The following is a 26,253-nucleotide window of genomic DNA, read 5'->3' on the forward strand; positions in this document are numbered from 1 at the left end:
GATGACCACGCACACACTCCGCTCCAAGCACCGCCGGTCGGCGCTGCGGACGGCAGCATTCATGTCTCCGTGGCTGATCGGGTTCACCGTCTTCTTCGCGTACCCGATGGTCTCGACCGTGTACTTCTCGTTCATGAAGTACGACGGCTTCGGGGCGCCGGCCTTCAACGGCCTGGCGAACTGGACGTACGTCTTCAACGACTACCCGATGTTCTGGCCGTCCCTGCGCAACACGCTCTGGCTGGTGCTCGTCATGGTCACCTGCCGAGTGGTGTTCGGCCTCGGCATCGGCATGCTGATCACGAAGATCAAGACAGGGACGGGGCTCTTCCGCACCTTCTTCTACCTGCCCTACCTGGCACCGCCGGTCGCCGCGACGCTGGCCTTCGTCTTCCTGCTCAACCCGGGGACGGGGCCCGTCAATTCGATCCTCGGCGATCTGGGGCTGCCCACGCCGGGCTGGTTCAACGACGCCTCCTTCTCGAAGCCGGCGCTCACCATGCTCGCGGTGTGGGGTATCGGCGACCTGATGGTGATCTTCATGGCCGCACTGCTCGACGTACCGAAGGAGCAGTACGAGGCGGCCGAGCTGGACGGCGCGTCCGGATGGCAGAGGTTCCGCTTCGTCACGCTGCCGAACATCTCGCCGATCGTGCTGTTCGCCGTGGTCACCGGGGTGATCCAGGCGATGCAGTACTACACCCAGCCGCTGGTGGCGGGGAAGGTCGCCTCGGGAGTGATCGGCGGCTCCGGGCAGCAGTTCGAACCGGGCTACCCGGACAAGTCGACCCTGACGCTCCCCCAGCTCGTCTACAACCTCGGCTTCCAGCGCTTCGACTACGGCTCCGCCTGTGTCGTCGCCCTCGTCCTGTTCGCCCTGGCCATGGCCTTCACCGCGCTGCTGATGCGGGGCCGCAACAACCTGATCCAGGCCGGTGACTGAACCATGACCCAACTCCTCGACACGCCCCGCCCGGTGCCGGCCACCGGCACCTCCACGCCCGCCCTGCGCACCGCCCGCCGCAAGGCACTCCTGCACTGGATCGCCGTCCACTCACTGGGCGTCGCGGCCGCGCTGTTCTTCGTGCTCCCGTTCGTCTTCGTCGTCCTGACGTCGCTGATGAGCGACCAGCAGGCACTGACCCGCGACCTCACCCCCGACACCTGGCAGTGGGGCAACTACCAGCGGGTCCTCGACACTCCCGGCTTCCTCACCTGGTGGCGCAACACCCTGCTGTACGCAGGGCTGGGCACCGTCCTGACCGTCGTGTCATCGGTGCCCGTCGCGTACGCGCTGGCCAAGTTCCGCTTCCGGGGCCGCAAGCTCTCGCTGATGCTGGTCATCTCGATGATGATGCTGCCGCCGCAGGTCGTCATCATCCCGATGTACCTGTTCTGGGCGAAGGAACTGGACCTGTCCGGGACGCTCTGGCCGCTGATCATTCCGATGGCCTTCGGCGACGCGTTCTCCATCTTCCTGCTGCGGCAGTTCCTCCTCACCATCCCGGACGAGTACCTGGACGCGGCGAAGGTGGACGGGTGCGGCGAATTCCGTACCCTGATCAGGGTCGTCCTGCCGATGGCGAAGCCCGGCATCGCGGCGATCGCCCTGTTCCAGTTCTTCGCCGCCTGGAACGACTACTTCGGACCACAGATCTACGCCTCGGAGAACCCGGCCGCCTGGACGCTCAGTTACGGCCTGGAATCCTTCAAGGGCGCACACCACACCGACTGGAACCTGACCATGGCCGCGACCGTTCTGGTCATGGCCCCCGTGATCGCCGTCTTCTTCTTCGCCCAGAAGGCATTCGTCGAGGGCGTCACACTGACCGGAGTAAAAGGCTGACATGAAGCTCGCAGTAGTGGGTGGCGGGTCCACCTACACACCTGAACTGATCGACGGATTCGCACGGTTGCGGGACACCCTGCCGGTCGAGGAGCTGGTGCTCATCGACCCGGCGGCCGACCGGCTGGAGCTCGTCGGCGGCCTCGCCCGGCGGATCTTCGCCAAGCAGGCGCACGCAGGGAGGATCACCACCACATCCGACCTGGACGCCGGGGTGGACGGCGCCGACGCTGTCCTGCTCCAACTGCGCGTCGGCGGACAGGCCGCCCGCAACCAGGACGAGACGTGGCCGCTGGAGTGCGGCTGCGTCGGCCAGGAGACCACCGGGGCCGGCGGCCTCGCCAAGGCCCTCCGTACGGTGCCGGTCGTGCTCGACATCGCCGAGCGGGTCCGGCGCACGAATCCCGACGCCTGGATCATCGACTTCACCAACCCCGTCGGCATCGTGACCAGGGCGCTTCTGCAGGCCGGGCACAAGGCCGTCGGCCTGTGCAACGTGGCGATCGGCTTCCAGCGGAAGTTCGCGCGGCTGCTCGACGTCTCCCCGGCCGAGGTGCACCTGGACCATGTCGGGCTCAACCACCTGTCGTGGGAGCTCGGGGTGCGGCTCGGCGGTCCGGACGGCGAGAACGTCCTGCCGAAGCTGCTCGCCGAGCACGGCGACACCATCGCCGACGATCTGCGCATGCCCCGGCAGATCATCGACCGCCTCGGCGTCGTCCCCTCGTACTACCTGCGGTACTTCTACGCGCACGACGACGTCGTACGGGAGCTCGGCACGAAGCCCTCGCGGGCGGCCGAGGTCGCCGCGATGGAGAAGGAACTCCTCGCCATGTACGGCGATCCGGCGCTGGACGAGAAGCCGGCGCTGCTCGGCAAGCGCGGCGGCGCCTTCTACTCCGAGGCGGCCGTGGACCTGGCCGCCTCCCTGCTCGGCGGGGGCGGCTCCGCGGTGCAGGTGGTCAACACGTACAACAACGGGACGCTCCCGTTCCTGCCGGACGACGCCGTGATCGAGGTGCAGGCCCGGGTGGACGGCACGGGTGCCACGCCGCTCGCGGTCCCGGCGCTCGACCCGCTCTACGCGGGACTGATCGCGAATGTGACGGCGTACGAGGACCTCGCCCTGGAAGCGGCGCTCCGGGGCGGCCGGGACCGCGTCTTCAAGGCCCTGCTCTCGCACCCGCTCATCGGCCAGTACGAGTACGCCGAGGCGCTCACCGACCGGCTGATCGCGCACAACCGGGAGCACCTCGCGTGGGCGTGAACGCTTCGGTCGTCGCCATCGATGCGGGGAACAGCAAGACCGATGTGGCACTGATCGGCGAGGACGGCACGGTCCTGTCCACGGCCCGCGGCGGCGGATTCCAGCCGCCGACGGTCGGCGTGGAGGCCGCGGTGGACGTGCTGGCCTCGGTGCTCGGCCGGGCGCTCGCGGCGGCCGGCGAGCCCGTCGGAAGCATCGGGCACGTGTCGGCGTGTTTGGCCAACGCCGATCTCCCGGTGGAGGAGGAGGAACTCACCCAGGCTCTGATGGAACGTGGGTGGGGCCGCACGGTGGAGGTGCGCAACGACACCTTCGCGATCCTGCGGGCCGGGGTCGACGAGCCGCGCGGTGTGGCCGTGGTCTGCGGCGCCGGGATCAACTGCGTGGGCATGGTGCCGGACGGGCGTACCGCGCGCTTCCCCGCCATCGGCCGGATATCCGGTGACTGGGGCGGCGGTTCGGGGCTCGCCGAGGAGGCCATGTGGTTCGCGGCGCGGGCCGAGGACGGCCGTGGTGGGCCGACGGAGCTGGTCCGTACGCTGCCGGGGCACTTCGGGCTCGGCTCGGTGTACGAGCTGATCGAGGCGCTGCACCGGGGGCTGATCCCGTACGAGCGGAGGCACGAGCTGACTCCGGTGCTGTTCGCGACGAGTACGGCCGGGGATGCGGTGGCGAGCGCCCTGGTGGACCGGCTGGCCGACGAGGTCGTCGCCCTGGCGTCCGTCGCGCTCGGCAGGCTGGAACTGCTGGACGAGGAGGTGCCGGTGGTGCTGGGCGGCAGTGTCCTCGCCGCGCGGCACACGCGGCTGGACGAGCGGATCGCCGGGCTCCTCGCCGAACGCGCCCCGAAGGCGGTGCTCCGGGTGGTCTCGCAGCCCCCTGTGCTGGGGGCGGGTCTGCTGGGTCTGGACCGCACGGGGGCCGCGCCGGAGGTGCACAGCAGGCTGCGTAGGCACTACAACTGACGCACCGGTCACACCTGATGGGGCGTCCCGCGGCTCCGACGCCGCGAGACGCCCCATCAGCACGGGAACCGATCAGATGTCCCGAACGTGTTCATGATGGGGAGATCGATCCGCTTCGGGGGATGCATCGGGAATTGTGCAGGGACTTGTCTTGATCGGGCGCGTTCGTCCTGATCGAATGCACCTGATCGACTTCGGGGATCGATGCGGGATCCAGGCATTCCTGGTGGATGCCGCTCCCTGCGGCCATACTTCTGGCCGGGTACCAGTCCTCCGATCGGCCGGAGGGCGGGGCCACCGTCAGTGACCGAGGGGGAGGTCAAGTGACATACCCGCCGAACGGGGACTCGCAGCGGGAGCGTGCGCCGGATCGCGAGGCGGCGGTGACGACCGTACCCGCGCAGCGTCGTGGTGCCGGGGCGGTGGCCGCCGAGCGGCTTCGCGCCGCGGCGATGACCGAACCGGGCAGGCTGCAGATCATCGGTGCCGTCCTGGCGCTGCTGGTCGTGGCGTTCGGGGCGGTCACGGCCCTGGAGATCTCCGGGCGGGCCTCGGCCGCCGACGACGTGGTGACCCGCAGTCAGCCGCTCAGCGCGGACGCGGCGAGCATCTACCGCTCGCTCGCCGACGCGGACACGATGGCGGCGAGCGGCTTCCTGGCAGGTGCGCAGGAACCCAAGGCCGTCCACGAGCAGTACGAGAAGGACATCAGGGAAGCCGCCAGGCTCCTGGTGAAGGCCGCGGCGAGCACCGACGCCTCGTCATCGTCGTGGAACGAGATCACCACGCTCAACAAGCTGCTTCCCGAGTACACGGGTCTCATCGAGCGTGCCCGCGCCAACAACCGGCAGGGGTTGCCGCTCGGCGGCGCCTATCTCCGGTACGCGAACCAGAAGATGACGAACGAACTCCTCCCGGCAGCCGAGCGGTTGTACGCGGCGGAGACCGGCCGGCTCGGCACCGACTCGACCGACGCCCGGCAGTGGCCGTTCTTCTCCCTGGGTGCCGGGATCGTGGCCCTGACCGCCCTGGTGTGGATGCAGCGGCGCAACTACCGCAGGACGAACCGCGTCCTCAACCGCGGGCTGCTCGCTGCGACCGCCGCGGCCACGGTGGTGCTGCTGTGGCTGGCCGTGGGACACACGGTGGCGCGCGCCGAACTGCGTGAGGCGATGGCCCACGGGCAGGAGTCGCTCGATGTCCTCAACAACGCGCGGATCACCTCGCTGAAGGCGCGCGCCAATGAGAACCTCACCCTGGTCGCCCGTGGCGCGGTACTGACCGCCGACGGGCAGAAGGACAAGTACGAAACCGACTACAGCACGGGCATGAAGTCCCTCGGATCGCAGCTCAAGAGCGCCGAGAAGCTCGCCGACGACTCCCGGGGGAGCGATCCGGTGGCGAAGGCCATCAGCAGTGTGACCGAGTGGCAGGGCCGCCACAGGAAGGCCCGCACGACGGACGACCAGGGCGACTACAACAGCGCCTTGAAGCAGATCATCGGGTCGAAGGACTCCACGGGCGAGTGCTTCGAACTGGTGGACCGGGCGCTGCAGCAGGCGCTCGCCCATGAACAGGGCGAGTTCACCGCGGCGGCGAAGGACGGGCGCGGGGCGCTGGGCGGGATGCCGACAGGGGCAGCCGTCCTCGCCGTACTGGGTGCGGTAGCGGCGATCGCCGGGGTCAACCGCAGGCTCTCGGAGTACCGGTGAGAGGGGCAGCGATGACCAGGGCCGAGGTCTGGGCCGCCCGCGGCAGGCTGCGCGGCTGGGGAGGTGTGACAGGCATGGCGGTGGCCTGCGCCCTCACCGCCTCGCTCACCCTGCTGCCGCTGACGCACGGCGGGGGCTCCTCGGACGGGAAGAGCACGGGACAGGGAGCCACGTCGGCGGTGGCCGCCAAGGCCGACTCGTGCACGGACCCGGAGGCGAGCCTGGCACCGTCGAGCGCGGACGGCCCGGCCATCAGGAAGATCCGGGAGCGCGGGAAGCTGATCGCCGGTGTCGACCAGAACAGCTTCCAGTGGGGCTACCGCAACCCGGAGACGGAGACCGGCACCCTCGAAGGCTTCGACATCGACCTGGTGCGGGCCATCGCGGAGGACATCCTCGGCGACCCGGACGCGGTGATCTTCCGCGCGATCCCCACGAACCAGCGCATCGCCGCCCTGGAGAACGACAGGGTGGACGTCGTCGTGCGGACGATGACGATCAACTGCAAGCGCCTCAAGCAGGTCTCGTTCTCCACCGCCTACTTCCAGGCCGGCCAGCAGGTCCTGGCCCCCAAGGAGTCGACGATCACGGGGTACGACACGTCACTCGCCGGCAAGCGGGTCTGCACCGCCGAGGGCTCCACGGCGTACGAAGCGCTGGAGAACGAGTCCTACGGGGCGACCTTCAAGGACGAGAACGACGGCACCGCGAAGGACCTGGACCAGCTGACCGTCCCCAACCAGCTGGACTGCCTGGTACGGCTGCAGCTCGGCGAGGTGGACGCGGTGGTCACGGACAACGCGCTGGCGGCCGGCCAGGCCGCTCAGGACCCGGCGGTGGAGCTCAAGGGCGACAAGCCGTTCACCACCGAGTACTACGGCGTCGCGGCGAAGCTCGGCGCCGACGATCTCGTGGCCCGGGTCAACAAGGTGCTGGTCGACTATCGCCAGGGCGGTGCCGACAGCCCCTGGATGCGGTCCTACCGCACGTGGCTGGCCACGGGACTTCCCGGGATCACGGCGCCGCCGGCGCCCAAGTACCGGACCAACTGAACCTGCCGGGCCGTGCCCGGCGCAAGAGCGGAGAGGTGATCGATGGGCGTCGCGGGATCCTTCCCCAGCTTCGCGGGGAGGCCCCCCGGCCCGGTCATGGACCGGGACGAGGCGGACCGTGCGCTGGCCCGGCTCGGTGCGGAGCACGAGGCGATCGAGACCTCGCTCCTCGCCCTGCAGGACCACGCCGGCCGCCGGCTCCTGGAGGGCGCCGATCTGACCGGTGTCACCAAGGACCGCTGGGCCTCCGCCGACCGGTCGATCACCCTGCTGTGGGGGTACTTCGACGCCTATGCGGGGGCGCTCACCGCGGCCCGCGAGATCCGGGCCAGGCGCCGCTACCCGGGCAAGGACGACCTGGTGGCCCTCACCGAGCTGCTGCGCGGCGACGGTGTGACCGTGGCGAACACGGCGTCGGCCGGACCCGATCCCGGGCTCACCGGCCCGGCCAGGCTCTCCGAGCGGTTCACGCTGGAGGAACTCGTCGCCCGGATGAACGACCTGTACGCGCGCTCGCTGGACATGGTCGTCGCCTCGGACTCCGTATGGTCGGCACTGCCCGCCCGGATAGACCTGCTCGCCGCGGAGCTGCGCCGCACCCGCTCGCTGGCGCACTCCGTCGGTGTGCGGCCCGGCGAGCATCCGGCGGGTGACGACCTGGAGTCGATCACCCAGGAGCTGACCACCCTGCGGGTACAGGTGATCTCCGATCCGCTGGCGTTCTGGCTGCCGGGCCCCGGCAGCGCGGCGCCCGGCGGCGGGCGCCCCGACACCACGCGTTACGACCGTGCGGCCCGCGCCCTGGAGGACGTACGGCGGGAGATCGAGGCGGTGCTCGCCGTCCGGCAGGACGCCGAGCAGCGACTGGTCCAGCTGCGCGACGTGCTGTCGCGCGCCGACCGTACGCTCGCCGAGGCGCGTTCGGCGCGCGGCGAGGTGCTGGCGAAGATCGCCGCCTCGGAGGTACCCGCGGTCAGCGGCCCGTCGACGGCGTTGCAGGAGCGGCTGGCCGCGGCGTCGGAGTACCGCAGGCACGCCCAGTGGAACCGCCTCTCGCCGCTGCTCGACTCGCTGGAGCGGGAGGCCGAGGACGAACTGCTGCGCGCGCGGGAGTCCTTGACGTCCGTCACGGCGCCGCTCGCGGTCCGTGCGGAACTGCGGGGCAGGCTCGACGCGTACAAGGCGAAGGTGGCCCGGCACGGCATGGCGGAGGACCCGGTGCTGATCGAGCGGTACGACGCGGCGCGCCGGGTGCTGTGGAGCGCGCCGTGCGATCTGCGCGTCGCCGAACAGACGGTGCTGCGCTATCAGCAGGCGGCAGCGGATCTGCTGACGCCGCACCGCCGGGACGGACAGGGCCGGGGCGAACAGGGGGAGACATCGTGAGTACGCAGTGCCGACGCCCCGCGTGCGAGGGCAGCTACGAGGACATGGGCGGCGGTGAGCTGTACTGCGACACCTGCGGCCTCGCGCCGGTCGAGTCGCCTCCGGCGCAGGCCCCCGGGAGTCCGCGGTGCCAGCGCCCCGCGTGCGAGGGCAGCTACGAGGACATGGGCGGCGGTGAGCTGTACTGCGACACCTGCGGCCTCGCGCCGGTCGTGTCCTCGACGGGCATGCTGAGCTCGCCGCCCACGGGTATCGCGGCAGGTGGCAAGGGAAGCAGCAGCAGCTCGCAGCGGTCGAGTTCGCGCGCGTCCTCGCGGTCCTCGTCGCGCTCGTCGACCTCGCGGCGTTCGGTCTCCGGGCGGCTCTCCCGTTCGTTGTCGGGTGCCTCGGCGTCCCGTTCGGTGTCGGTGCGCTCCTCGGGCACCTCGACGGGCGTCTCGGGCCGGGGCAGGCTGGGTGCCGGTCTGGTGCTCGTACCGGATGTGCCGCGGCCCGATCCGCGGACCGCGGTCATGGAGAACCCCGAGGTCCCCGAGCGGAAGCGGTTCTGCTCCCGATCCGACTGCGGCGCGCCGGTGGGCCGGGCCCGCGGCGAACGGCCGGGCCGCACCGAGGGGTTCTGCACCAAGTGCGGTCACCCCTACTCCTTCGTGCCGAAGCTGCAGAGCGGCGACATCGTCCACGGGCAGTACGAGGTCGCGGGCTGTCTCGCGCACGGCGGGCTCGGCTGGGTCTACCTTGCCGTGGACCGTGCCGTCTCCGACCGCTGGGTGGTCCTCAAGGGCCTGCTGGACACCGGTGACCAGGACGCGATGGCCGCGGCCATCTCCGAGCGGCGCTTCCTCGCGGAGATCGAGCACTCCAACATCGTCCGCATCTACAACTTCGTGGAGCACCTGGACCAGCGGACCGGTTCACTCGACGGCTACATCGTGATGGAGTACGTCGGCGGCAAGGCGCTCAAGGAGATCGCCAACGACCGCCGTACACCGGCCGGGAAGCGGGATCCGCTGCCGGTCGAGCAGGCGTGCGCCTACGGCATCGAGGCGCTGGAGGCACTCGGTCATCTGCACAGCCGCAACCTCCTGTACTGCGACTTCAAGGTCGACAACGCGATCCAGACCGAGGACCAGCTCAAGCTGATCGACATGGGCGCGGTGCGGAGGATGGACGACGACGAGTCGGCCATCTACGGCACGGTCGGCTACCAGGCGCCGGAGGTGGCCGAGGTCGGCCCGTCCGTCGCCTCCGACCTGTACACGGTCGCGCGGACGCTGGCGGTGCTCACCTTCGACTTCCAGGGGTACACGAACGTTTTCGTGGACTCGCTGCCCGACCCGGACAACATCGAGGTGTTCCGGCGGTACGAGTCGTTCTACCGGCTGCTCGTGCGGGCCACGGACCCGGATCCGGCGCGGCGGTTCGCCTCGGCCACGGAGATGGCCGAGCAGCTGACGGGCGTGCTCCGGGAGGTGGTGGCCCTTCAGACGGGGCGCCCGCGTCCGTCGCTCTCGACACTCTTCGGTACGGAACTGCGGGTCACGGACACCGCGTTGTTCGCGGAGCTGACGGACGAGGTGTCGCGGCTCGGCGTCCGGGCGGCTCCGGCCGGCGGCGGTCGCTTCGGGCGCCGCCGGAACGGCCCGGCCGTGCCCCCCGCACAGGGGGCGATCGCGACCGCTGTGGCCGGCGCGCTGCCGGTCGGTACCCGGCCCGCCGGCGCCGTGGGGGCACCGGCCGCCAACCCGTACAGCTCTCCGGGCGCCGGTGCGCTGTACGCGCCCGACACCCATGTCCGGACCGGCGGGGGCGGCACGTCGGGCGGCGGGGGGAGCGCACTCGCGTACGCCCCGGCACAGGCGGCCGTTCCCGCACCACGCGCGGCGGTCCCGGATCCTCCCGCCGTGCTCCCCGGGGCGTACACCGGCCGGTCCGGGCCCCGGCTCGCGGTCTTCGACGCGCGGGCGACCTCGCTCGCCCTGCCGGTTCCCCGGGTCGACGCGAACGATCCCAACGCCGGCTTCCTCGCTGGGCTGATGGCGTCGGCACCCGCCGAACTGATCTCCGCTCTGCAGACCGTGCCCGCCGCCTCGCTGGAGACCCGGCTGCGCGAGCTGCGCGCCCGCCTGGAGATGAGCGAACTCGACGCCGGCGCCGGGGCACTGGCGGCGCTGGAGGCCGTGCACCCGGACGACTGGCGGGTGGTCTGGTACCGCGGCGTCACCTCGCTGGTGACCGGCGACAACGAGATCGCGGCGCTGTCCTTCGACGCGGTCTACGACGCGTTCCCCGGTGAGCCCGCGCCGAAGCTGGCTCTGGGGATCTGTGCGGAGGTGCTGGGCCAGCTGGACAACGCCGCGGAGTACTACCGCCTGGTGTGGGCGACCGACCCGAGCTTCGTCAGCGCCGCGTTCGGCCTCGCCCGGGTACAGATCGCCGCCGGCGACCGGTCCGGGGCGGTGCGGACCCTGGAGTCCGTACCGGAGTCGTCGATCCACTACACGGCCGCGCGGGTGGCCGCGGTGCGGGCCCGGCTGCGCGAGCGGCTCCCGCAGGACCCGCTGATCGATGATCTCCTCGCCGCGGCGGACCAGGTGACGGCGCTCAAGGGCTACGGGCTGGACGCGGTCCGCCGCGAGCAGTTGTCGACCGAGGTGCTGGGGACGGCACTTGACTGGGTACTCTCCGGTAGTCCCATGGCTCAGTCACCGGCCACGGCCTCCCCCGCGACTGCGGGACCGAGGACGCTGCTGGACAGTGAGCTGGACGAGCGAGGCCTCAGGTTCGGTCTCGAACGCTCGTACCGGATGCTCGCCCGGCTCGCGCAGCGGGGCGACGAGAGGATCGAACTGGTGGAGCGGGCCAACCGTTTCCGCCCCCGGACCTGGGTGTGAAGATGTCACAGATCCACCAGCAGGCCTCCTTGCCGGGGTGCCCCAGCTGTGAGGAACCGCTGGAGTCGGGCGACCTGTTCTGCGGAGCGTGCGGGTACGACCTCTCGGCCGTGCCCGCGCCGCCGGACGACCGCCCGACGGTCGCCATCACCGTCCCCGCGCAGAGCGCGGGCGCCGGTCCGGTGGAATGGCCGCCGGCTTCCGAGGTAGACAGCTCGGACCTGCCCGCGCCCACGCACCGTCCTGCCGACCTTCCGGGCCTGGACTCGGGCGGGAAGCCCCTGCCCACCACGGCCCCTTCGGCCGTCCGCTTCGACGAACCGGACGCCCCTGCCGCGGAGCACCCGGAAGCGAACCGTCCCGATGCGGCCCGCCCGGACGCGAACCACCCTGCCGCGGACCACCCTGCCGCGGACCGCCTGGACGCGAACCGCCCCGACGCAGCCTCGGGCGACTTCGAGCTGGCTGCACCCGGGGCAGCGGCACCCGACCCCCGTACCGCGGAGCATTCCGGTGCCGGTGTCCCGCCCGGTGCCAAGGTCTGTGTGGCGTGCCGCTCCGGTCACGTGGACACCGACGGCTACTGCGAGAACTGCGGGCACGCCCAGCCCCGCGAGCGCGACCACATGGAGCAGGAGCTCGGTTCCGTGGCGGCTGTCAGCGACCGCGGCCTGCGCCACCACCGCAACGAGGACGCGTTCGCGGTGTCCTCCACCGCGCTGCCGGACGGATCACCGGCCGTCGTGGCGATCGTGTGCGACGGGGTCTCGTCGGCGAGCCGGCCGGACGAGGCCTCGGCCGCGGCCGCGAGCGCCGCCAACGAGGCGCTGCTGGAGTCGCTGCCACGGGGCACGCATCCGCAGCAGGCGATGCACGAGGCGATCCTTGCCGCGTCCGAGGCGGTCAACTCCCTTGCGCATGAGCCAAGTCGGGCGATGGAGCACGATCCGCACCGCCATCAGAACGCTCCGGCCTGCACGCTGGTCGGCGCGATCATGGCGGGCGGCCTGCTGGTCGTCGGGTGGGTCGGTGACAGCCGCGTCTACTGGGTCCCCGAGGACCGCGCGAATCCGCCCGCCCGGCTGACGGAGGACGACTCCTGGGCCGCACAGATGGTGGCGACGGGCCTGATGAACGAGGCGGAGGCGTACGCCGACGAGCGCGCGCACGCCATCACGGGCTGGCTCGGCGCCGACGCGTACGAGCTGGAGCCGCACACCGCGTCCTTCAAACCGGACCGGCCCGGTCTGGTGGTGGTGTGTACCGACGGACTGTGGAACTACGCCGAGTCGGCGGTGGAGATGGCCGCGGCCGTGCCGCCCGACGCGTACGAACGGCCGCTGCACGGCGCCCAGGTGCTGGTCGGTCATGCGCTCGACGGCGGGGGCCACGACAACGTAACAGTGGCCCTGCTCCCGTTCGCCGTGCCGACGCAAGGGGCAGGATCGGCCTACAGCACCGCCTGAGCCGCGTTCGGTCCGCCGGTCCGCCGGTCCCGTTGTCCTCCGTACCGCCAGCCGTCTTCCGCCCTCTCCTCACCCTGCCAGTTCCTCCTGCACCTCTTGTCCTGAACTCTGTCCGCATATCTGTCTTCATCTGACATACGTGGAGCCTCAAGGAGCCGATCAGATGGCCAACTTCTCCAAGTCGAACGTGCCGCAGTTCTCCGTCGAGGTGTACCAGAACGAATATCTGCCCGAGGGCGGGCGTGAGGTCAACGCGATCGTCACCGTGACCTCGACGGGCGGTGGCACGACCGGCCGTGTACCGCTGACCGGTGCGTCCGCGGCGTCCGTGCACACCCCGGGGCAGGCGCCGGACGCCGCGGTGGTGCTCATGGTCGACTGCTCCGGCTCGATGGAGTACCCGCCGACCAAGATGCGCAACGCCCGCGACGCGACGGCGGCGGCCATCGACACCCTGCGTGACGGCACGCAGTTCGCGGTGGTCGCCGGAACCCATGTGGCCAAGGATGTGTACCCGGGCGACGGGCGGCTCGCTATGGCCGACGCGCAGACGAAGGCCCAGGCGAAGGACGCCCTGCGGCGGCTGAGCTCGGGCGGCGGTACGGCGATCGGTACGTGGCTGCGGCTGGCCGACCGGCTGCTGGGCGCGGCCGATGTGGATATCAGGCACGGCATCCTGCTCACCGACGGCCGTAACGAGCACGAGTCGCCGGAGGACCTGCGGGCGGCTCTGGACGCGTGCGCGGGGCGCTTCACCTGTGATGCCCGCGGGGTGGGCACCGACTGGGAAGTGAAAGAGGTCACAGCCATCGCTTCCGCGCTGCTCGGCACGGCGGACATCGTCGCCGATCCGGCGGGGCTCGCCGCGGACTTCACGCAGATGATGGAGAACGCGATGGGCAAGGCGGTCGCGGACGTGGCGCTGCGGCTCTGGACGCCCGTCGGGGTCGAGATCGTGTTCGTCAAGCAGGTGGCGCCCACGGTCGCCGAACTGACCGACCGCCGCACGGTGGCGGGACCCCGCGCCGGGGACTATCCGACGGGCTCCTGGGGCGACGAGTCCCGGGATTATCACGTGTGTGTACGGGTTCCCGAGGCCGGAATCGGCCAGGAGATGCTGGCGGCCCGGGTCTCGCTGATCCTTCCCGCCCCCTCGGCCGGCGAGGCCCCGCAGACCCTGTCCCAGGGACTCGTACGGGCGGTCTGGACGGACGACATGGCCGCGTCCACGTCCATCAACCCGCAGGTCGCCCACTACACAGGTCAGGCAGAACTGGCGCAAGTCATCCAACAGGGCCTGGACGCACGCAAATCGGGAGACTTCGACGGCGCGACGGCGAAACTCGGCCGTGCGGTGCAGCTCGCGTCGGCCTCCGGAAACGCGGATACTGCGAAACTGCTTTCGAAGGTGGTCGACGTTGTCGATGCAGCGACCGGTACTGTGCGACTGAAAGCGAGGGTGGCGGAAGCGGACGAGATGACACTCGAAACACGCTCCACCAAGACCGTTCGCGTCAAGAAATAACAGGACGTACGACAGCGACACAGCCGTGCGGAAGGCCACCCGGCCGGCCGGACGGCGCACCTACGAGCATGACGGCCTCCGGGCCGGACGAGGAGAGGGGGAAGCGCCGACATGCCGACCTGCCCGAACGGACACCAGTCGGGTTCCGAGGACTGGTGCGAGGTCTGCGGACATCGCATGGCCGGGGCGGGCGCGCCCGCGGGCGCAGTCCCCCCGCCGCCTCCCCCGCCGCCCGCGCCCGGTTACGGGTACCCGCAGGGTCCCGGGGAGCCGACCGCCCAGGCCGAGCTCTGCCCGCAGTGCCGCACCCCGCGTGAAGCGATGGCGCCGTTCTGTGAGGAGTGCCGCTGGAACTTCCTCACGAACACGGCGACGTCCTACACCCCCCTCGCTCCGCAGGGTGGCGCCGGGGGCCCGGTGCCCGGGCTGAATCTGCCGCCCGGCTTCCAGGCCCAGCAGGGCCCGCCGCAGCCTCCGCATCAGCACGACCCGTTCGAGTACCAGAGCTCGCGGCCCTCGCAGATGAACCGGCCGGCCGAGCCGCTCGCACCGGAGCAGGCAGGCAGGCAGGGCCCGCCGCCTCCCCCCTCGTTCCAGCAGGGACCGCCGCCCCCGCCGTCCTTCCAGCAGCAGTCGTCGTCCCCCTTCGAGCGACAGGGGCAGCAGGGTCAGCCCGGACAGCCTTCGCCGTTCGAACCGCAGGGACAGCCTGGGCAGCACTCCCCGTTCGAGCCGCAGGGACAGCCGGGGCCCCAGGGACAGCAGGGTCACCCCTCGCCGTTCGAGCCGCAGCGCCAGGGGCCGCCGTCGCCCCCGTCGTTCCAGCAGCAGTCCGCGCCGCCGCACCCGCAGGCTCCGCAGACCGGTGGGGACGACTGGATGTTGCCGCCGCCCTCGCAGCAGCAACCCCCGCAGGGCTTCCAGCAGGGACCGCAGACACCTCAGGCCCCGCAGCAGCAGCATTTCCCCGGTCAGGGACCTGGCCAGGGACCCGGTCAGGCTCAGGGACAGGGACAGGGCCCTGTCCCCGGTCAGAGCCGGCAGCCGGTCAGCTGGTCGGCCGTGATCGCCCCGGACCGCGAGTACTTCCTGGCGATGATGCAGCGCAGCGGCCCCGAGGCGACCGGGCTCAACCTGCCCGCGTACTCCCCGGAGCAGCACCTTCCGCTCACCGGCAGCCAGATCACGATCGGCCGCCGCCGGCACAGCACCGGCGAGTCCCCCGACATCGATCTCGCCGTGCCGCCGGAGGACCCGGGCGTCTCGCACCAGCACGCCGTGCTGGTGCAGCAGCCGGACGGCAGCTGGGCCGTCGTCGACCAGAACTCCACCAACGGCACCACGCTGAACGGCGCCGAGGATCCGATCCAGCCCTATGTGCCCGTCCCGCTCCAGGACGGCGACCAGGTGCACGTCGGGGCCTGGACGACGATCACGGTGCGCCGCGACTGATCCGGTTCCCACCGGCCGGGTACCGGGGTCCTAGGACTCCGGTACTCGGCCGGTGCGTCTGCGACCATGGACGGGTGACAGAGATTCCGCGCGACACGCTTCAGGAGCAGACCTTCTACGAGCAGGTCGGCGGCGAGGAGACCTTCCGGCGCCTGGTCCACCGCTTCTACCAGGGGGTCGCGGACGACCCGCTGCTGAGGCCGATGTACCCGGAGGAGGATCTGGGCCCGGCCGAGGAGCGGTTCACCCTGTTCCTCATGCAGTACTGGGGCGGCCCGCGCACCTACAGCGACGAGCGGGGCCATCCCCGGCTGCGGATGCGGCACGTTCCGTTCCGGGTGGACCGGGCGGCGCACGACGCCTGGCTCGGCCATATGCGGGTGGCGCTCGACGAACTCGCCCTGTCGCCCGCGCACGAGCGGCAGTTGTGGGACTACCTCACGTACGCAGCCGCCTCGATGATCAACACCGAGGGCTGAACCGCCCCCTCCGCGCTCGTGCGGAATCCGGTGCTCCGCCGCCGGATAACGGTCACGATCCCATCAATAGCGACCGCAAGCGGTTTCCAGGAGCCCGTGCGCTCTGAAAGCATCCTGGGAACGTCGGGGGGCGTGCGACTGCTGAGGTTCGGGGGATCAAGTGACGGGGTTCGTCTTTCTGCGTGTGCGTGCGCACCGGCTGCTGCTCGCGTCCGCCCTCCTGGCCGTGCTGCTCACCACCTGTGTGCTGGCCGCGCTGACCGCCTTCTCCGGTTCCATCGGGGACGCCGCCCTGCGGCATACGCTGACCCACCGCTCCGCCGAGTCCGCCTCGCTCTTCGTGTCCGCCGAGGTGGACCGCGAGCAGCGTGAGGAGGCCGACGAGACGGTCCGCAAGGCGGCCCTCGCGACGTTCGACGGACTGCCGGTGACCGTGAGGAAGCTGGAGACCTCGGGCCCGTACGCGCTGCCCCGCGGCCTCCAGGATCCGACCGGGCGGCGCGGCGAACCCGACCTCACGCACCTCGCTTCGCTCGACCGCAGCCGCGTCCGCCTGGCCGAGGGGCGCATGCCCGTCGCCGGAGCGGGGAACGCTGCCGGGCCGGTGCAGGTGGCGCTCCCCCGCGCCGCCGCCGAGGCCCTGAAGCTGAAGCCCGGCGCGCGACTCACCCTCGCCGACCGGCTGGGCGGGTCGCCGCTCCAGGTCGACATCACCGGTCTGTACGAGGTGTCCGACCAGGCAGACCCGTACTGGCAGTTGGACGCGCTCGGCGGTCGCGGAGTCCGCAAGGTCGTCTTCACCACGTACGGTCCGCTGCTCGCCGACCCCGCGGTGCTCGCCTCCGGCCGGCTCAGTCCCGGCGGGGTGTCCTGGCTGGCCGGCGCCGACTTCCGTACGGTGACCACCGGCCGGACCGGGGACCTGCACCGCACCTCGACGGACGGCCCGAAGGCGCTGTCGGCCGCCCCTGTGTTCGACGGCGGGGTCACGGTGCGGACCTCGCTGCCCACCGTCATCGAGCAGGTCGACCGGGCGCTGCTGGTGTCCCGCTCGACGATCATGATCGTGGCCGTCCAGCTGGTCCTGCTCGCGGGTTACGCCCTGCTGCTCGTGGCCAGGCTGCTGAGCAGCGAGCGGGCCGGCGAGACCGAACTGCTGCGGGCCCGGGGCGGATCGCGGGGCCGGATCGCCTCGCTGGCCGCGACCGAGGCACTGCTGCTCGCCGTGCCGGCCGCTCTCGTCGCCCCGCTGCTCGCCGGACCGCTGACCCGGCTGCTCGCGGACCGGAGCGGACTCACCCGGATCGGCCTGCGGCTCGGGGACGGTGTGAACAGCTCGGTGTGGCTGGTGGCCGCCGCCGTCGCCCTGGCATGCGCGCTGGCCGTGGTGGCACCGGCGCTGGCCGCGAGCGCGGGCGGCCGACGGGGCTCCCGCACCGCGGCGCTGCCCACTCCGGTGCGCGCGGGCGCCGACCTCGGGCTGCTGCTGGTCGCAGGCGTGGCGTACTGGCAGCTGGACCGGCAGACCGGGTTGTCCGGCAGCGGTGCGCTCAGTGGTGACCGGGAGGGCGATCTCGGCATCGATCCGCTGCTGGTCGCCGCGCCCGCGCTCGCCCTCCTCGCGGGCACCGTACTCACTCTGCGGCTGCTGCCCCCTGCGGCGAGGCTCGCGGAGCGCCGTGCGGCGGGCGGTCGGGGACTGTCCGCGGCGCTGGCCGGCTGGCAGTTCAGCCGTCGTCCCCTGCGCGGTGCGGGGCCGGTGCTGCTGCTGGTCCTGGCCGTGGCGACGGGCATGCTGGCCATCGGCCAGGCCGCCTCGTGGGACCGTTCGCAGAGTGACCAGGCCGATTTCAGGTCCGGCGCGTCGGTACGGATCGTGGCAGGGCTCGGCAACGACCCGGCGAAGGCGGCGCCGTACACGGATCTGCCCGGCGTGCGCGAGGCGGCTCCGGCGTTCCGTGCGACGACCGAGCTGTCCGGCGGACGGACGGCCGAGGTGCTGGCGCTGGACACCGCGCATGCGGACGAGCGGATGCTGATGCGTGAGGACCTCGCGGGCTCGGCACCGCAGAAGCTGTTCGCCGCGATCACCCCGCCGAAGGCCGCGCGTACCGGGGTGACCCTGCCGAAGGGCAGTACACGTGCGGTGTTCGATCTGCGGATCCTCGACACCGCGGCGCCCGGGACGGGGAAGCCGGCCGGTTCGGCTCCGCTGGTCAGCGTTCTGCTGGAGGACCGCTACGGCATCGGCTACCGAATCGGTGCCGGGATCGTTCCCGTCGACGGGCGCGAGCACACCGTCTCCGTCCCCGTGTCCCCGTCGGGCGAACTGGCCGTGACAGGGTTCGAGGTGGACGGCGACGTGCCCGCGGACCGCTCCGAGAAGCGGCTGGTCTCGGTGACGGGGCTCCGGGCGCAGACCGGCGGGGGGAGCGAGCAGCCGGTTCCGGCCGCTGACGGGGTCCGGTGGCGGGCCGCCTCGACCGTGACCGAAGCGGGTGAGGAAAGGCCGGGCGAGAAGCCGCGGGCGGTGAGCGACTCGGGTGCCTCGCCCTCCTTCACGTACGGCACCGGGGCCGTCCTGGCACCTGAGCCGTTCTTCGGCGGGGGACCGGTCGGCACACTCCGGATCACCGCGATCCGTGGACCGGCTCCGGCGCTGAAGGCGGTGGCGACCGACGCGTACCTCACGCACTCGGGGGCGAAGCTGGGCCAGGACGTCGACCTCACGCTGGCGGGCCAGACGGTCCGGGTGACCCTGGCGAAGGCCGTGCGGCAGCTGCCCACCACGGGTGCTCCCGTCGCCGTGAGCGGTGGGGAGTCGTCGACGAAGCCCGGTGGAAGCCTGCTCCTGGACCTCAGGGCCGTGTCCGAGGTGCTCGCCCAGCGGTCCGGAGCCGCCCTGGCGCCCACGGAGTGGTGGCTGAGCACGGCACCCGGCGACGGGCCGGACGTGGCGGCCGAGCTGCGCAGGCTGCCGGGTACGGACCCGGCTCAGGTCCTGGTGCGCGACGAGACGGCCCGGGAGCTCGCGGACGACCCGCTGGGCGCGGGTCCGCAGTCCGCGCTGCTCGCGGTCGCCGCAGTCGCCGCCGCGCTGGCCGCGGTCGGCTACGCGGTCGGCCTCGTGGGCTCGCAGCGTGAACGGTCCGCCGAGTTCGCCGTGTTGCGGGCCCTGGGCACGCCCCGCCGCAGGCTGGCCCGGATGGTCGCCGCGGAGCAGGGGATCCTGATCGCCGTCGCGGTACTGATCGGGCTCGCTCTGGGGGCTGTACTGACCAGGGCCGTGGTGCCGCTCGTGGTGCTGACGGGACAGGCGGCACGGCCGGTGCCGGATGTCCTGGTGCTGCTGCCTGCCGGCCAGGTCGCCGTGCTGCTGGCCGCCGTCGCGGCGTTCCCGCTGCTGATCGTGGCTGCCATCACGCTGCGGCGGGCCGACCCCGCCGTTTCGCTGCGCCACCAGGGGGACAACTGACATGACCGCCGCAAAGATTCCGGCCGCCTGCGCCCCATGGGTCCGTACGCGGCTGCGTACCGCCCCGGGGATCAGCGCCGCCCTCGCGGTCCTGGTGTTCCTGACGGCGTTCCTCGCCGCCGCGTTCCCGCGTTCCGTGGACGCCTACGAGACGAAGGCGCTGCGCCACGACGTCGGCACCGCGTCGCCCGGGCTGAGCGTGCTCGAAGTGACCACGCCCCCGCCCTCGCTCGCGGACCCGCGCCCGGCGCGTGAGGAGGCCCTGCGCGAGGAGACCCTGGCCGCGATCGACCGCGCGCTGGTGAAGGGGCTTCCCGCACCCGTACGGGCCGATCTGCCGCACTCGTCCTACGGGGTGCACACGTCGAAGCCGATCGTCGCGCAGGAGGCCTGGCTGCCCCGCCCGGACGCGATGCCCGCCAAGCTGTTCCACGCGGCCCCGTCGGCGCTCCGCGAGCACAGCAGGCTGGCCGAGGGCGACTGGCCCGTCGCACGCGGCGAGGTGACGGCCGCCACCCGTGAGGTGGAGGCGGCCGTCACCGAGGAGACCGCCGCGGAACTGAAGATGAAGGTGGGCTCCACCATCGCGGTGCCCACCCAGGGCGGGAAGTCGCTGACCGTACGCATCACGGGTCTCGTGACCCCGCTGCAGCCGAAGAGCGGCTACTGGGCGGTCGACCCCCTCTACCGTGCCCCGTCCCTGGTCGCGGACCCGGGATCCCGGACGCCGGTCTTCTACTGGCAGGGAACGCTGCTCCTGGCTCCCGACACCGGACCGGCGCTGCTGGAGACGGCGGGCGAGCCGGAGCTGTACTGGCGCGTCGCCCCGGACCCCTCCGGGCTCACCACGGCCGACGTCCCCCGCCTCCGGGACGCCGTCGCCTCGCTGGAGAACGGCCCCGAGCTGCTGAAACTGCGCGCGCTGGCAGGGCCCAACACGACGCTCACCACGGACCTGGACGCCCTCCTCGACGCCTATACGTCGATGCGTGCGGCGATCAGCCCCGTCGTCACGGTCGCGGCCGTGGGGATCGGAGCGGTGGCCGCCGTGGTCCTGCTGATGACGGGCGGGCTGATCGGCGCCCGCCGCCACGGCGAACTCGCCCTGCTGCGCTCCCGGGGCGGCTCCCTGCGGGGCATCGGCGGCCGGCTGCTGGCCGAGACCGCGGTGGCCGTCCTGCCCGCGGCGGCTCTCGGACTTCTGCTGGCCGTCCTCGTCATCGGCGAAGCCCGCTGGTGGCCCTCCGTCGTCGGTGCCGCCTCGGTCGCGGTCCTGGTCTGCGTGGCGCTGCCGCTCCGCACGACGCTGAACCACCGCAGGCCGTTGCTGCACGGCGCCCGCGAGGACGTCGTGAACGCCAGACCGTCCCGGCGGCGTACGGTCGCCGAACTGACCCTGCTCGTCCTGGCGGTCGGGGCGGTCGCGGCCCTGCGCCGACGGGGTACGACAACGGGCTCGGACGCCGATCTGCTGGTCAGCTCGGCCCCCGTCCTGGTCGGGCTGATCGCGGCCCTCGTTCTCGTACGGCTCTACCCGCTGCCGCTGCGGCTGGCGGCCCGCCCTGTCGCGCGGCTGCGCGGAGCGGTCGGCTTCCTGTCGCTGGCCCGGGCGGGCCGGACCGGCGCGAGCGGCACACTGCCGCTGCTGGCCCTGCTGATCGCTCTGACCACGGCGGCCTTCGGCGGTTCGGTGCTGGCCGGGGTCGGCGACGCGCGTGAGGCCGCGGCACTGCGGGCGGTCGGTGCCGACGCCCGGATCAGCGGCGAGAACGTCGGGCTGACGGCGGTGCCGGACAGCCTGGTCCGCTCGGTGCGGGCCATGGACGGCGTCGAGGACGTGGCGGCCGTACGCATCGAGTACAGCGTTCCGCTGGCCGCCGACCTGGACGTCAGGGGGGACACCGAGCGGGCGACCCTACTGGGCGTGGAGCCCGGATCGTACGCCCGGCTGGCCCGGGAAACGGGCCAGCCCGCGTTGCCCGTCGGCCTGCTGAAGGCCGGCCGGGGACAGGACGAGGTGCTGCCGGCGATCGCCTCCCCCGAGGTGGCGAAGCTGCTCGGCGACGAACCGCACACGATCCGGTCGGAGGGCGGAGACATCACGGTGAAGGTCGCCGCCGTCCGCTCGCGCACGTCCGCGGTGACCGATTCCGGCTTCCTGATCGTCGACTCCGCAGGGCTCCCGACGCGGCAGCCCACGACACTGATGGTCACGGGCGCCGCACCGGACGGCAAGGAGCTGCGGGCCGCCGCGCAGGGCGCGGGCCAGTTCACCGTCCGGCTGCGCTCGGAGGAGCGCAGGGCGTTCGTCGACACCCCGATGCAGTCGGGCGCCGAGCGGATCTACGGGGCGGCTGTCGCGGCGGGTGCCGGATACGCATTGCTCGCCGTACTCCTCTCCCTGCTGCAGACAGCGCCGGAGCGCAGGACGCTCCTGGCCCGGCTGCGCACGATGGGGCTGACCACCCGGCAGGGCCGGCGACTGCTCGCGTTCGAGGCCATGCCACAGGCCCTGCTGGCCGCGTTCGGCGGGCTCCTCGTCGGCTGGACGACCATCGCCCTGCTGGCACCCGGTGTCGACCTGGCCGCGCTGGCGCTTGCGGGCGGGGCATCCGTATCACCGAACACCGCTTCACTGCGGGCCGACCTCTGGTCGCTCGCCCTTCCGGCGCTGGGGGTGGTCGTCCTCGCCGCAGGCGTGGCCGGCGTCCAGGCCTGGTGGGCGAGCCGGCGTGGATCGATCAAGGAACTCAGGGCAGGAGACACCCGATGACGTCGTCGACAGAGACCACCTTGGCGGAGCTCGAACAGCGGGCCTCCGCACGCCGCGACCGGCCGTCGTACGGGCATGACGCGCTGATCGCCTGTGACCGGCTGGTGCGCATCTTCTCCACGGACGGGGTGGAGGTGCAGGCCCTGCAGGGGCTCGATCTGCTCGTCACCGAGGGCGAGTTGATGGCGCTGGTGGGCGCCTCGGGCAGCGGGAAGTCCACCCTGATGAACATCCTGGCGGGCCTCGATGTGCCCACGGCCGGGTCGGCGAAGGTGGCGGGCTGCGATCTGCTGGCGATGGGGTCGAAGGAGCGGCTGCGCTACCGCCGCGATGTGGTCGGCTTCGTCTGGCAGCAGACCGCGCGCAACCTGCTGTCGTATCTGACCGCCATCCAGAACGTCACTCTTCCGATGCAGCTGCGCGGCGGCGGCCGGACCCGTGAACGGGCGGCGCGTGCCGAGTCGTTGCTGCAGATGCTCGATGTCGCGGACTGCCGCGACCGCCGTCCGGCGCAGATGTCCGGGGGCCAGCAGCAGCGGGTCGCGATCGCGGTGGCCCTGGCCAACAACCCTTCGGTGCTGCTGGCCGACGAGCCGACCGGTGAGCTGGACTCGGCCACCGGTGAGCAGGTGTTCGCCGCGTTCCGCCGTGCCAACGAGGAGCTCGGCACCACGATCGTGATCGTCACCCATGACCTCGCGGTGGCGGGCGAGGTACGCCGCACGGTCGCGATCCGTGACGGCCGTACGTCCTCCGAGGTGCTGCGGCGCACGGAGGTCGACGCGGCGACGGGCCAGGAGTCGCAGGTGGCGCGGGAGTACGCGATGCTCGACCGGGCGGGCCGGCTGCAGCTGCCCGCCGACTACACCGAGGCGCTGGGTATGGAGCACCGGGTGATGCTGGAGCTGGAGCAGGACCACATCGGGGTGTGGCCGGACGGACCGAAGGACACCCCGGCCGGGTAGTACGCGGGCTACACCGGCCCGGTCGTACGCGAGTTGCACCGGCCCGGTAGTGCGCGGGCTGCACCGGCCCGGTCGTACGTGGGCTCAGGCCGTCTGGACCGTCACCGCGAGGTTGCCGAGTCCGCCGCCCGCACCCCTGAGCGCGACCGAGCCGAACGGGGTGCGCAGCCGCAGCCACGATCCGGCACCGAGCAGCGCCACGGGGAAGTCCGGGGCAGGCTTCAGGAAGCCCAGGGACTGGGCGGCGTGGACGGCGCGCAGCGGCAGTTCGGTGTCGCCGACCGTGCGGGACCAGATGTCGCGGCCTATCAGATCGCGTTCCGCCCGGGTACGGCGGTCCTCGGGCAGCGCCTCGTCGCGCGCCCGGAACTCCGCGACGGCCTCGGTGAGGGCGGTGCGCAGGGCCAACGGCCCCGGCAGACCGGGCCGTTCCTCCCAGCCGCGGCGCGGCGGCAGAACTCCGGTCCACGGCGGACCGGTCACGGGCGCGGGCAGGGCGCCAGATCCGGCGCCCCCCTCGGCGCTCTCCCCGGTGTCCAGGGATTCGAGGAGTTCACCGGCCGAGACGGTGGTGTCGAAGTCGTGCGTGCCGGACAGCCGGGCCGTACGGATCGCGAGGACCTCGAACGACGGCGGCCGCCCGAACACCGCCAGCGCGCCGCCGCCCGCCTGGAGGCGGACAGCGGCGGCCCGGTCGTAGTGGAGCAGCCGGCCGAGGAAGGCGGCGAGATCCGCCGCCTCCCGCGCGTCGGCGAACTGCAGCGACCGTACGGGCACCGTCATGCGGCGGCAGGCTCCTGATCGAGGTATTCCTGCAGGAAGAGCTTCTCCTCGGCGGTGATCCGCCGGGGCCGCTCCTCCACCAGGTTGTAGGGCACGACTATCGTCGACGCCCGCACGTAGACCTGTTCGGGGTCCTTGATCTCGTAGGCGATCGTCAACGACGCGGCACCGATCTTCGTCACCCACGACTCGACGGTCACCGGCGCGTGCCGGTGGACCAGCGGCCGCACGTAGTCGATCTCGTGCCGTGCCACGACGGACCCGCCGGCGAAGGACGGCGAACCGTCCCCCGGCGCCAGCCGGAACATGAAGTCGATGCGCGCCTCCTCCAGGTAGCGGAGGAAGACCACGTTGTTCACGTGGCCGAAGGCATCCATGTCCGACCAGCGCAGCGGGCAGCTGTAGATATGACGAGCCACGATCAGCCTCGCGTGAGCTTCTTGTACGTGGCGCGGTGCGGACGGGCCGCATCCGCACCCAGGCGCTCGATCTTGTTCTTCTCGTACGACTCGAAGTTGCCCTCGAACCAGTACCACTTGGAGTCGCCCTCGTACGCCAGGATGTGCGTGGCGACGCGGTCCAGGAACCAACGGTCGTGGGAGATGACCACGGCCGCACCGGGGAACTCCAGCAGCGCGTTCTCGAGCGAGGACAGGGTCTCGACGTCGAGGTCGTTGGTGGGCTCGTCGAGGAGCAGCAGGTTGCCGCCCTCCTTCAGCGTCAGCGCCAGGTTGAGGCGGTTGCGCTCACCACCGGACAGGACACCGGCCGGCTTCTGCTGGTCCGGGCCCTTGAAGCCGAACGCGGAGACGTACGCCCGCGAGGGCATCTCGACCTGGCCGACGTTGATGTAGTCCAGCTCGTCCGACACGACGGCCCAGAGGGTCTTCTTCGGGTCGATGTTGGCGCGGGACTGGTCGACGTAGGAGATCTTGACCGTGTCGCCGACCTTGATGGCGCCGGAGTCCGGCGTCTCCAGGCCCTGGATCATCTTGAACAGCGTGGTCTTGCCCGCACCGTTCGGGCCGATGATGCCGACGATGCCGTTGCGGGGCAGCGTGAAGGACAGGTCGTCGATGAGGACCTTGTCGCCGAAGGCCTTCGAGAGGTTCTCGACCTCGACGACGATGGAACCGAGACGCGGGCCCGGCGGGATCTGGATCTCCTCGAAGTCCAGCTTCCGCATCTTGTCCGCCTCGGCCGCCATCTCCTCGTAACGGGCGAGACGTGCCTTGGACTTGGTCTGACGGCCCTTGGCGTTGGAGCGGACCCACTCGAGCTCTTCCTTGAGCCGCTTCTGGCGCTTCTCGTCCTTGCGGCCCTCGACCTTGAGGCGGGTGGCCTTGCGCTCCAGGTACGTGGAGTAGTTGCCCTCGTAGGGGATCGCGCGGCCGCGGTCGAGTTCGAGGATCCACTCGGCGACGTTGTTCAGGAAGTACCGGTCGTGGGTGACGGCCACGACGGCGCCCGGGTACTTCGACAGGTGCTGCTCCAGCCAGTTCACCGACTCGGCGTCGAGGTGGTTGGTGGGCTCGTCGAGGAGGAGCAGGTCCGGAGCCTCGATCAGCAGCTTGCAGAGCGCCACACGGCGCTTCTCGCCGCCGGAGAGGTTGTTGACGGGCCAGTCGCCGGGCGGGCAGCCCAGGGCGTCCATGGCCTGCTCCAGCTGGGCGTCCAGGTCCCACGCGTTGGCGTGGTCCAGGTCCTCCTGGAGCTTGCCCATCTCGTCCATGAGCGCGTCGGAGTAATCGGTCGCCATGAGCTCGGCGACCTCGTTGAAGCGCTTGAGCTTGCCCATGATCTCGGCGGCGCCGTCCTGGACGTTCTCCAGGACGGTCTTCGACTCGTCGAGCTTCGGCTCCTGCATGAGGATGCCGACGCTGAATCCGGGCGTGATGTACGCCTCGCCGTTGGACGGCTGCTCGAGGCCCGCCATGATCTTCAGCACCGTGGACTTACCGGCGCCGTTGGGCCCCACGACACCGATCTTCGCGCCGGGCAGGAAGTTCAGGGTGACGTCATCGAGAATCACCTTGTCGCCGTGCGCCTTGCGCGTCTTGCGCATGGTGTAGATGAACTCAGCCAAGAGAAACCGTCCGGCAGCAATAGAGGTGTGGGCAGATACACCCATCTTGCCTGACGTCCGCACCCGGACGGAAACCAGTCCGGTCCCCGGTACCCCCTGTCGTGGCGCCCGGAACGCACCGGGCCCG

General features: G+C 71.6%; 18 protein-coding genes. 15 read left to right on the forward strand and 3 right to left on the reverse strand.

The features are described from left to right. Position 1: 1 nt before the first annotated feature. From ABZS61_RS02750 to ABZS61_RS02820, 15 genes are all read left to right on the forward strand, one after another. Positions 2-943 (forward strand): sugar ABC transporter permease, encoded by a 942-nt coding sequence (locus ABZS61_RS02750; protein ID WP_356415024.1) that lies wholly within the window; start codon positions 2-4, stop codon positions 941-943. 3 nt (positions 944-946) lie between these two features. Continuing rightward, a complete protein-coding gene (locus tag ABZS61_RS02755; protein WP_356415025.1) occupies positions 947-1,846 on the forward strand; it encodes a carbohydrate ABC transporter permease in 900 nt (299 codons plus the stop codon). 1 nt (position 1,847) lies between these two features. After that, positions 1,848-3,113 (forward strand): 6-phospho-beta-glucosidase, encoded by a 1,266-nt coding sequence (locus ABZS61_RS02760; RefSeq protein ID WP_356415027.1) that lies wholly within the window; start codon positions 1,848-1,850, stop codon positions 3,111-3,113. Next, the gene (locus tag ABZS61_RS02765) at positions 3,104-4,078 is read left to right on the forward strand and encodes a BadF/BadG/BcrA/BcrD ATPase family protein (RefSeq protein ID WP_356415030.1); all 975 of its coding nucleotides are present in this window, start codon (positions 3,104-3,106) and stop codon (positions 4,076-4,078) included. The genes ABZS61_RS02760 and ABZS61_RS02765 overlap by 10 nt, the downstream gene beginning before the upstream one ends. A gap of 323 nt (positions 4,079-4,401) precedes the next feature. Further along, a complete protein-coding gene (locus ABZS61_RS02770; protein WP_356415033.1) occupies positions 4,402-5,790 on the forward strand; it encodes a hypothetical protein in 1,389 nt (462 codons plus the stop codon). Between the two features lie 11 nt (positions 5,791-5,801). Then, a complete protein-coding gene (locus tag ABZS61_RS02775; RefSeq protein ID WP_356415036.1) occupies positions 5,802-6,842 on the forward strand; it encodes a glutamate ABC transporter substrate-binding protein in 1,041 nt (346 codons plus the stop codon). A 42-nt stretch (positions 6,843-6,884) separates the two neighbouring features. Continuing rightward, positions 6,885-8,228, forward strand: a complete 1,344-nt coding sequence (locus ABZS61_RS02780) for a hypothetical protein (protein ID WP_356415039.1) — start codon at positions 6,885-6,887, stop codon at positions 8,226-8,228. 164 nt (positions 8,229-8,392) lie between these two features. Further along, positions 8,393-11,122: a tetratricopeptide repeat protein gene (locus tag ABZS61_RS02785; RefSeq protein WP_356415156.1), complete on the forward strand. Its 2,730-nt coding sequence runs from the start codon at positions 8,393-8,395 to the stop codon at positions 11,120-11,122. Positions 11,123-11,124: 2 nt separating this feature from the next. After that, complete coding sequence (locus ABZS61_RS02790; RefSeq protein ID WP_356415042.1) at positions 11,125-12,588, forward strand: protein phosphatase 2C domain-containing protein; 1,464 nt, start codon at positions 11,125-11,127, stop codon at positions 12,586-12,588. A 163-nt stretch (positions 12,589-12,751) separates the two neighbouring features. Beyond that, positions 12,752-14,113, forward strand: a complete 1,362-nt coding sequence (locus ABZS61_RS02795) for a VWA domain-containing protein (RefSeq protein WP_356415045.1) — start codon at positions 12,752-12,754, stop codon at positions 14,111-14,113. 111 nt (positions 14,114-14,224) lie between these two features. After that, positions 14,225-15,565 (forward strand): FHA domain-containing protein, encoded by a 1,341-nt coding sequence (locus ABZS61_RS02800; protein ID WP_356415048.1) that lies wholly within the window; start codon positions 14,225-14,227, stop codon positions 15,563-15,565. A gap of 74 nt (positions 15,566-15,639) precedes the next feature. Continuing rightward, positions 15,640-16,044 carry a globin gene (locus tag ABZS61_RS02805; RefSeq protein WP_356415050.1) on the forward strand — a complete coding sequence of 135 codons (405 nt, stop codon included), beginning with the start codon at positions 15,640-15,642 and terminating at the stop codon, positions 16,042-16,044. A gap of 160 nt (positions 16,045-16,204) precedes the next feature. Further along, on the forward strand, positions 16,205-19,519 hold the full coding sequence (locus ABZS61_RS02810; protein ID WP_356415053.1) for an ABC transporter permease: 3,315 nt from the start codon (positions 16,205-16,207) through the stop codon (positions 19,517-19,519). A 1-nt stretch (position 19,520) separates the two neighbouring features. After that, on the forward strand, positions 19,521-22,292 hold the full coding sequence (locus ABZS61_RS02815) for an FtsX-like permease family protein (RefSeq protein ID WP_356415056.1): 2,772 nt from the start codon (positions 19,521-19,523) through the stop codon (positions 22,290-22,292). Next, complete coding sequence (locus tag ABZS61_RS02820) at positions 22,289-23,257, forward strand: ABC transporter ATP-binding protein (protein ID WP_356415059.1); 969 nt, start codon at positions 22,289-22,291, stop codon at positions 23,255-23,257. The genes ABZS61_RS02815 and ABZS61_RS02820 overlap by 4 nt, the downstream gene beginning before the upstream one ends. A gap of 84 nt (positions 23,258-23,341) precedes the next feature. Here ABZS61_RS02820 and ABZS61_RS02825 read toward each other — a convergent pair whose 3' ends face one another. The 3 genes from ABZS61_RS02825 to ettA are packed head-to-tail and all read right to left on the reverse strand — an operon-like array spanning position 23,342 to position 26,126. Next, positions 23,342-24,040 (reverse strand): hypothetical protein, encoded by a 699-nt coding sequence (locus ABZS61_RS02825; protein ID WP_356415062.1) that lies wholly within the window; start codon positions 24,038-24,040, stop codon positions 23,342-23,344. Then, entirely contained in the window at positions 24,037-24,459 is a 423-nt protein-coding gene (locus tag ABZS61_RS02830; protein ID WP_329210993.1) for a thioesterase family protein, read from the reverse strand. Before ABZS61_RS02830 ends, ABZS61_RS02825 begins: the two co-directional genes overlap by 4 nt. Positions 24,460-24,461: 2 nt before the next feature. Further along, complete coding sequence (ettA, locus tag ABZS61_RS02835; RefSeq protein ID WP_329210991.1) at positions 24,462-26,126, reverse strand: energy-dependent translational throttle protein EttA; 1,665 nt, start codon at positions 26,124-26,126, stop codon at positions 24,462-24,464. Between the last annotated feature and the right edge of the window lie 127 nt (positions 26,127-26,253).

Source organism: Streptomyces sp. NPDC005566, from assembly GCF_040605575.1.
In the GTDB taxonomy this organism is placed as follows: domain Bacteria; phylum Actinomycetota; class Actinomycetes; order Streptomycetales; family Streptomycetaceae; genus Streptomyces.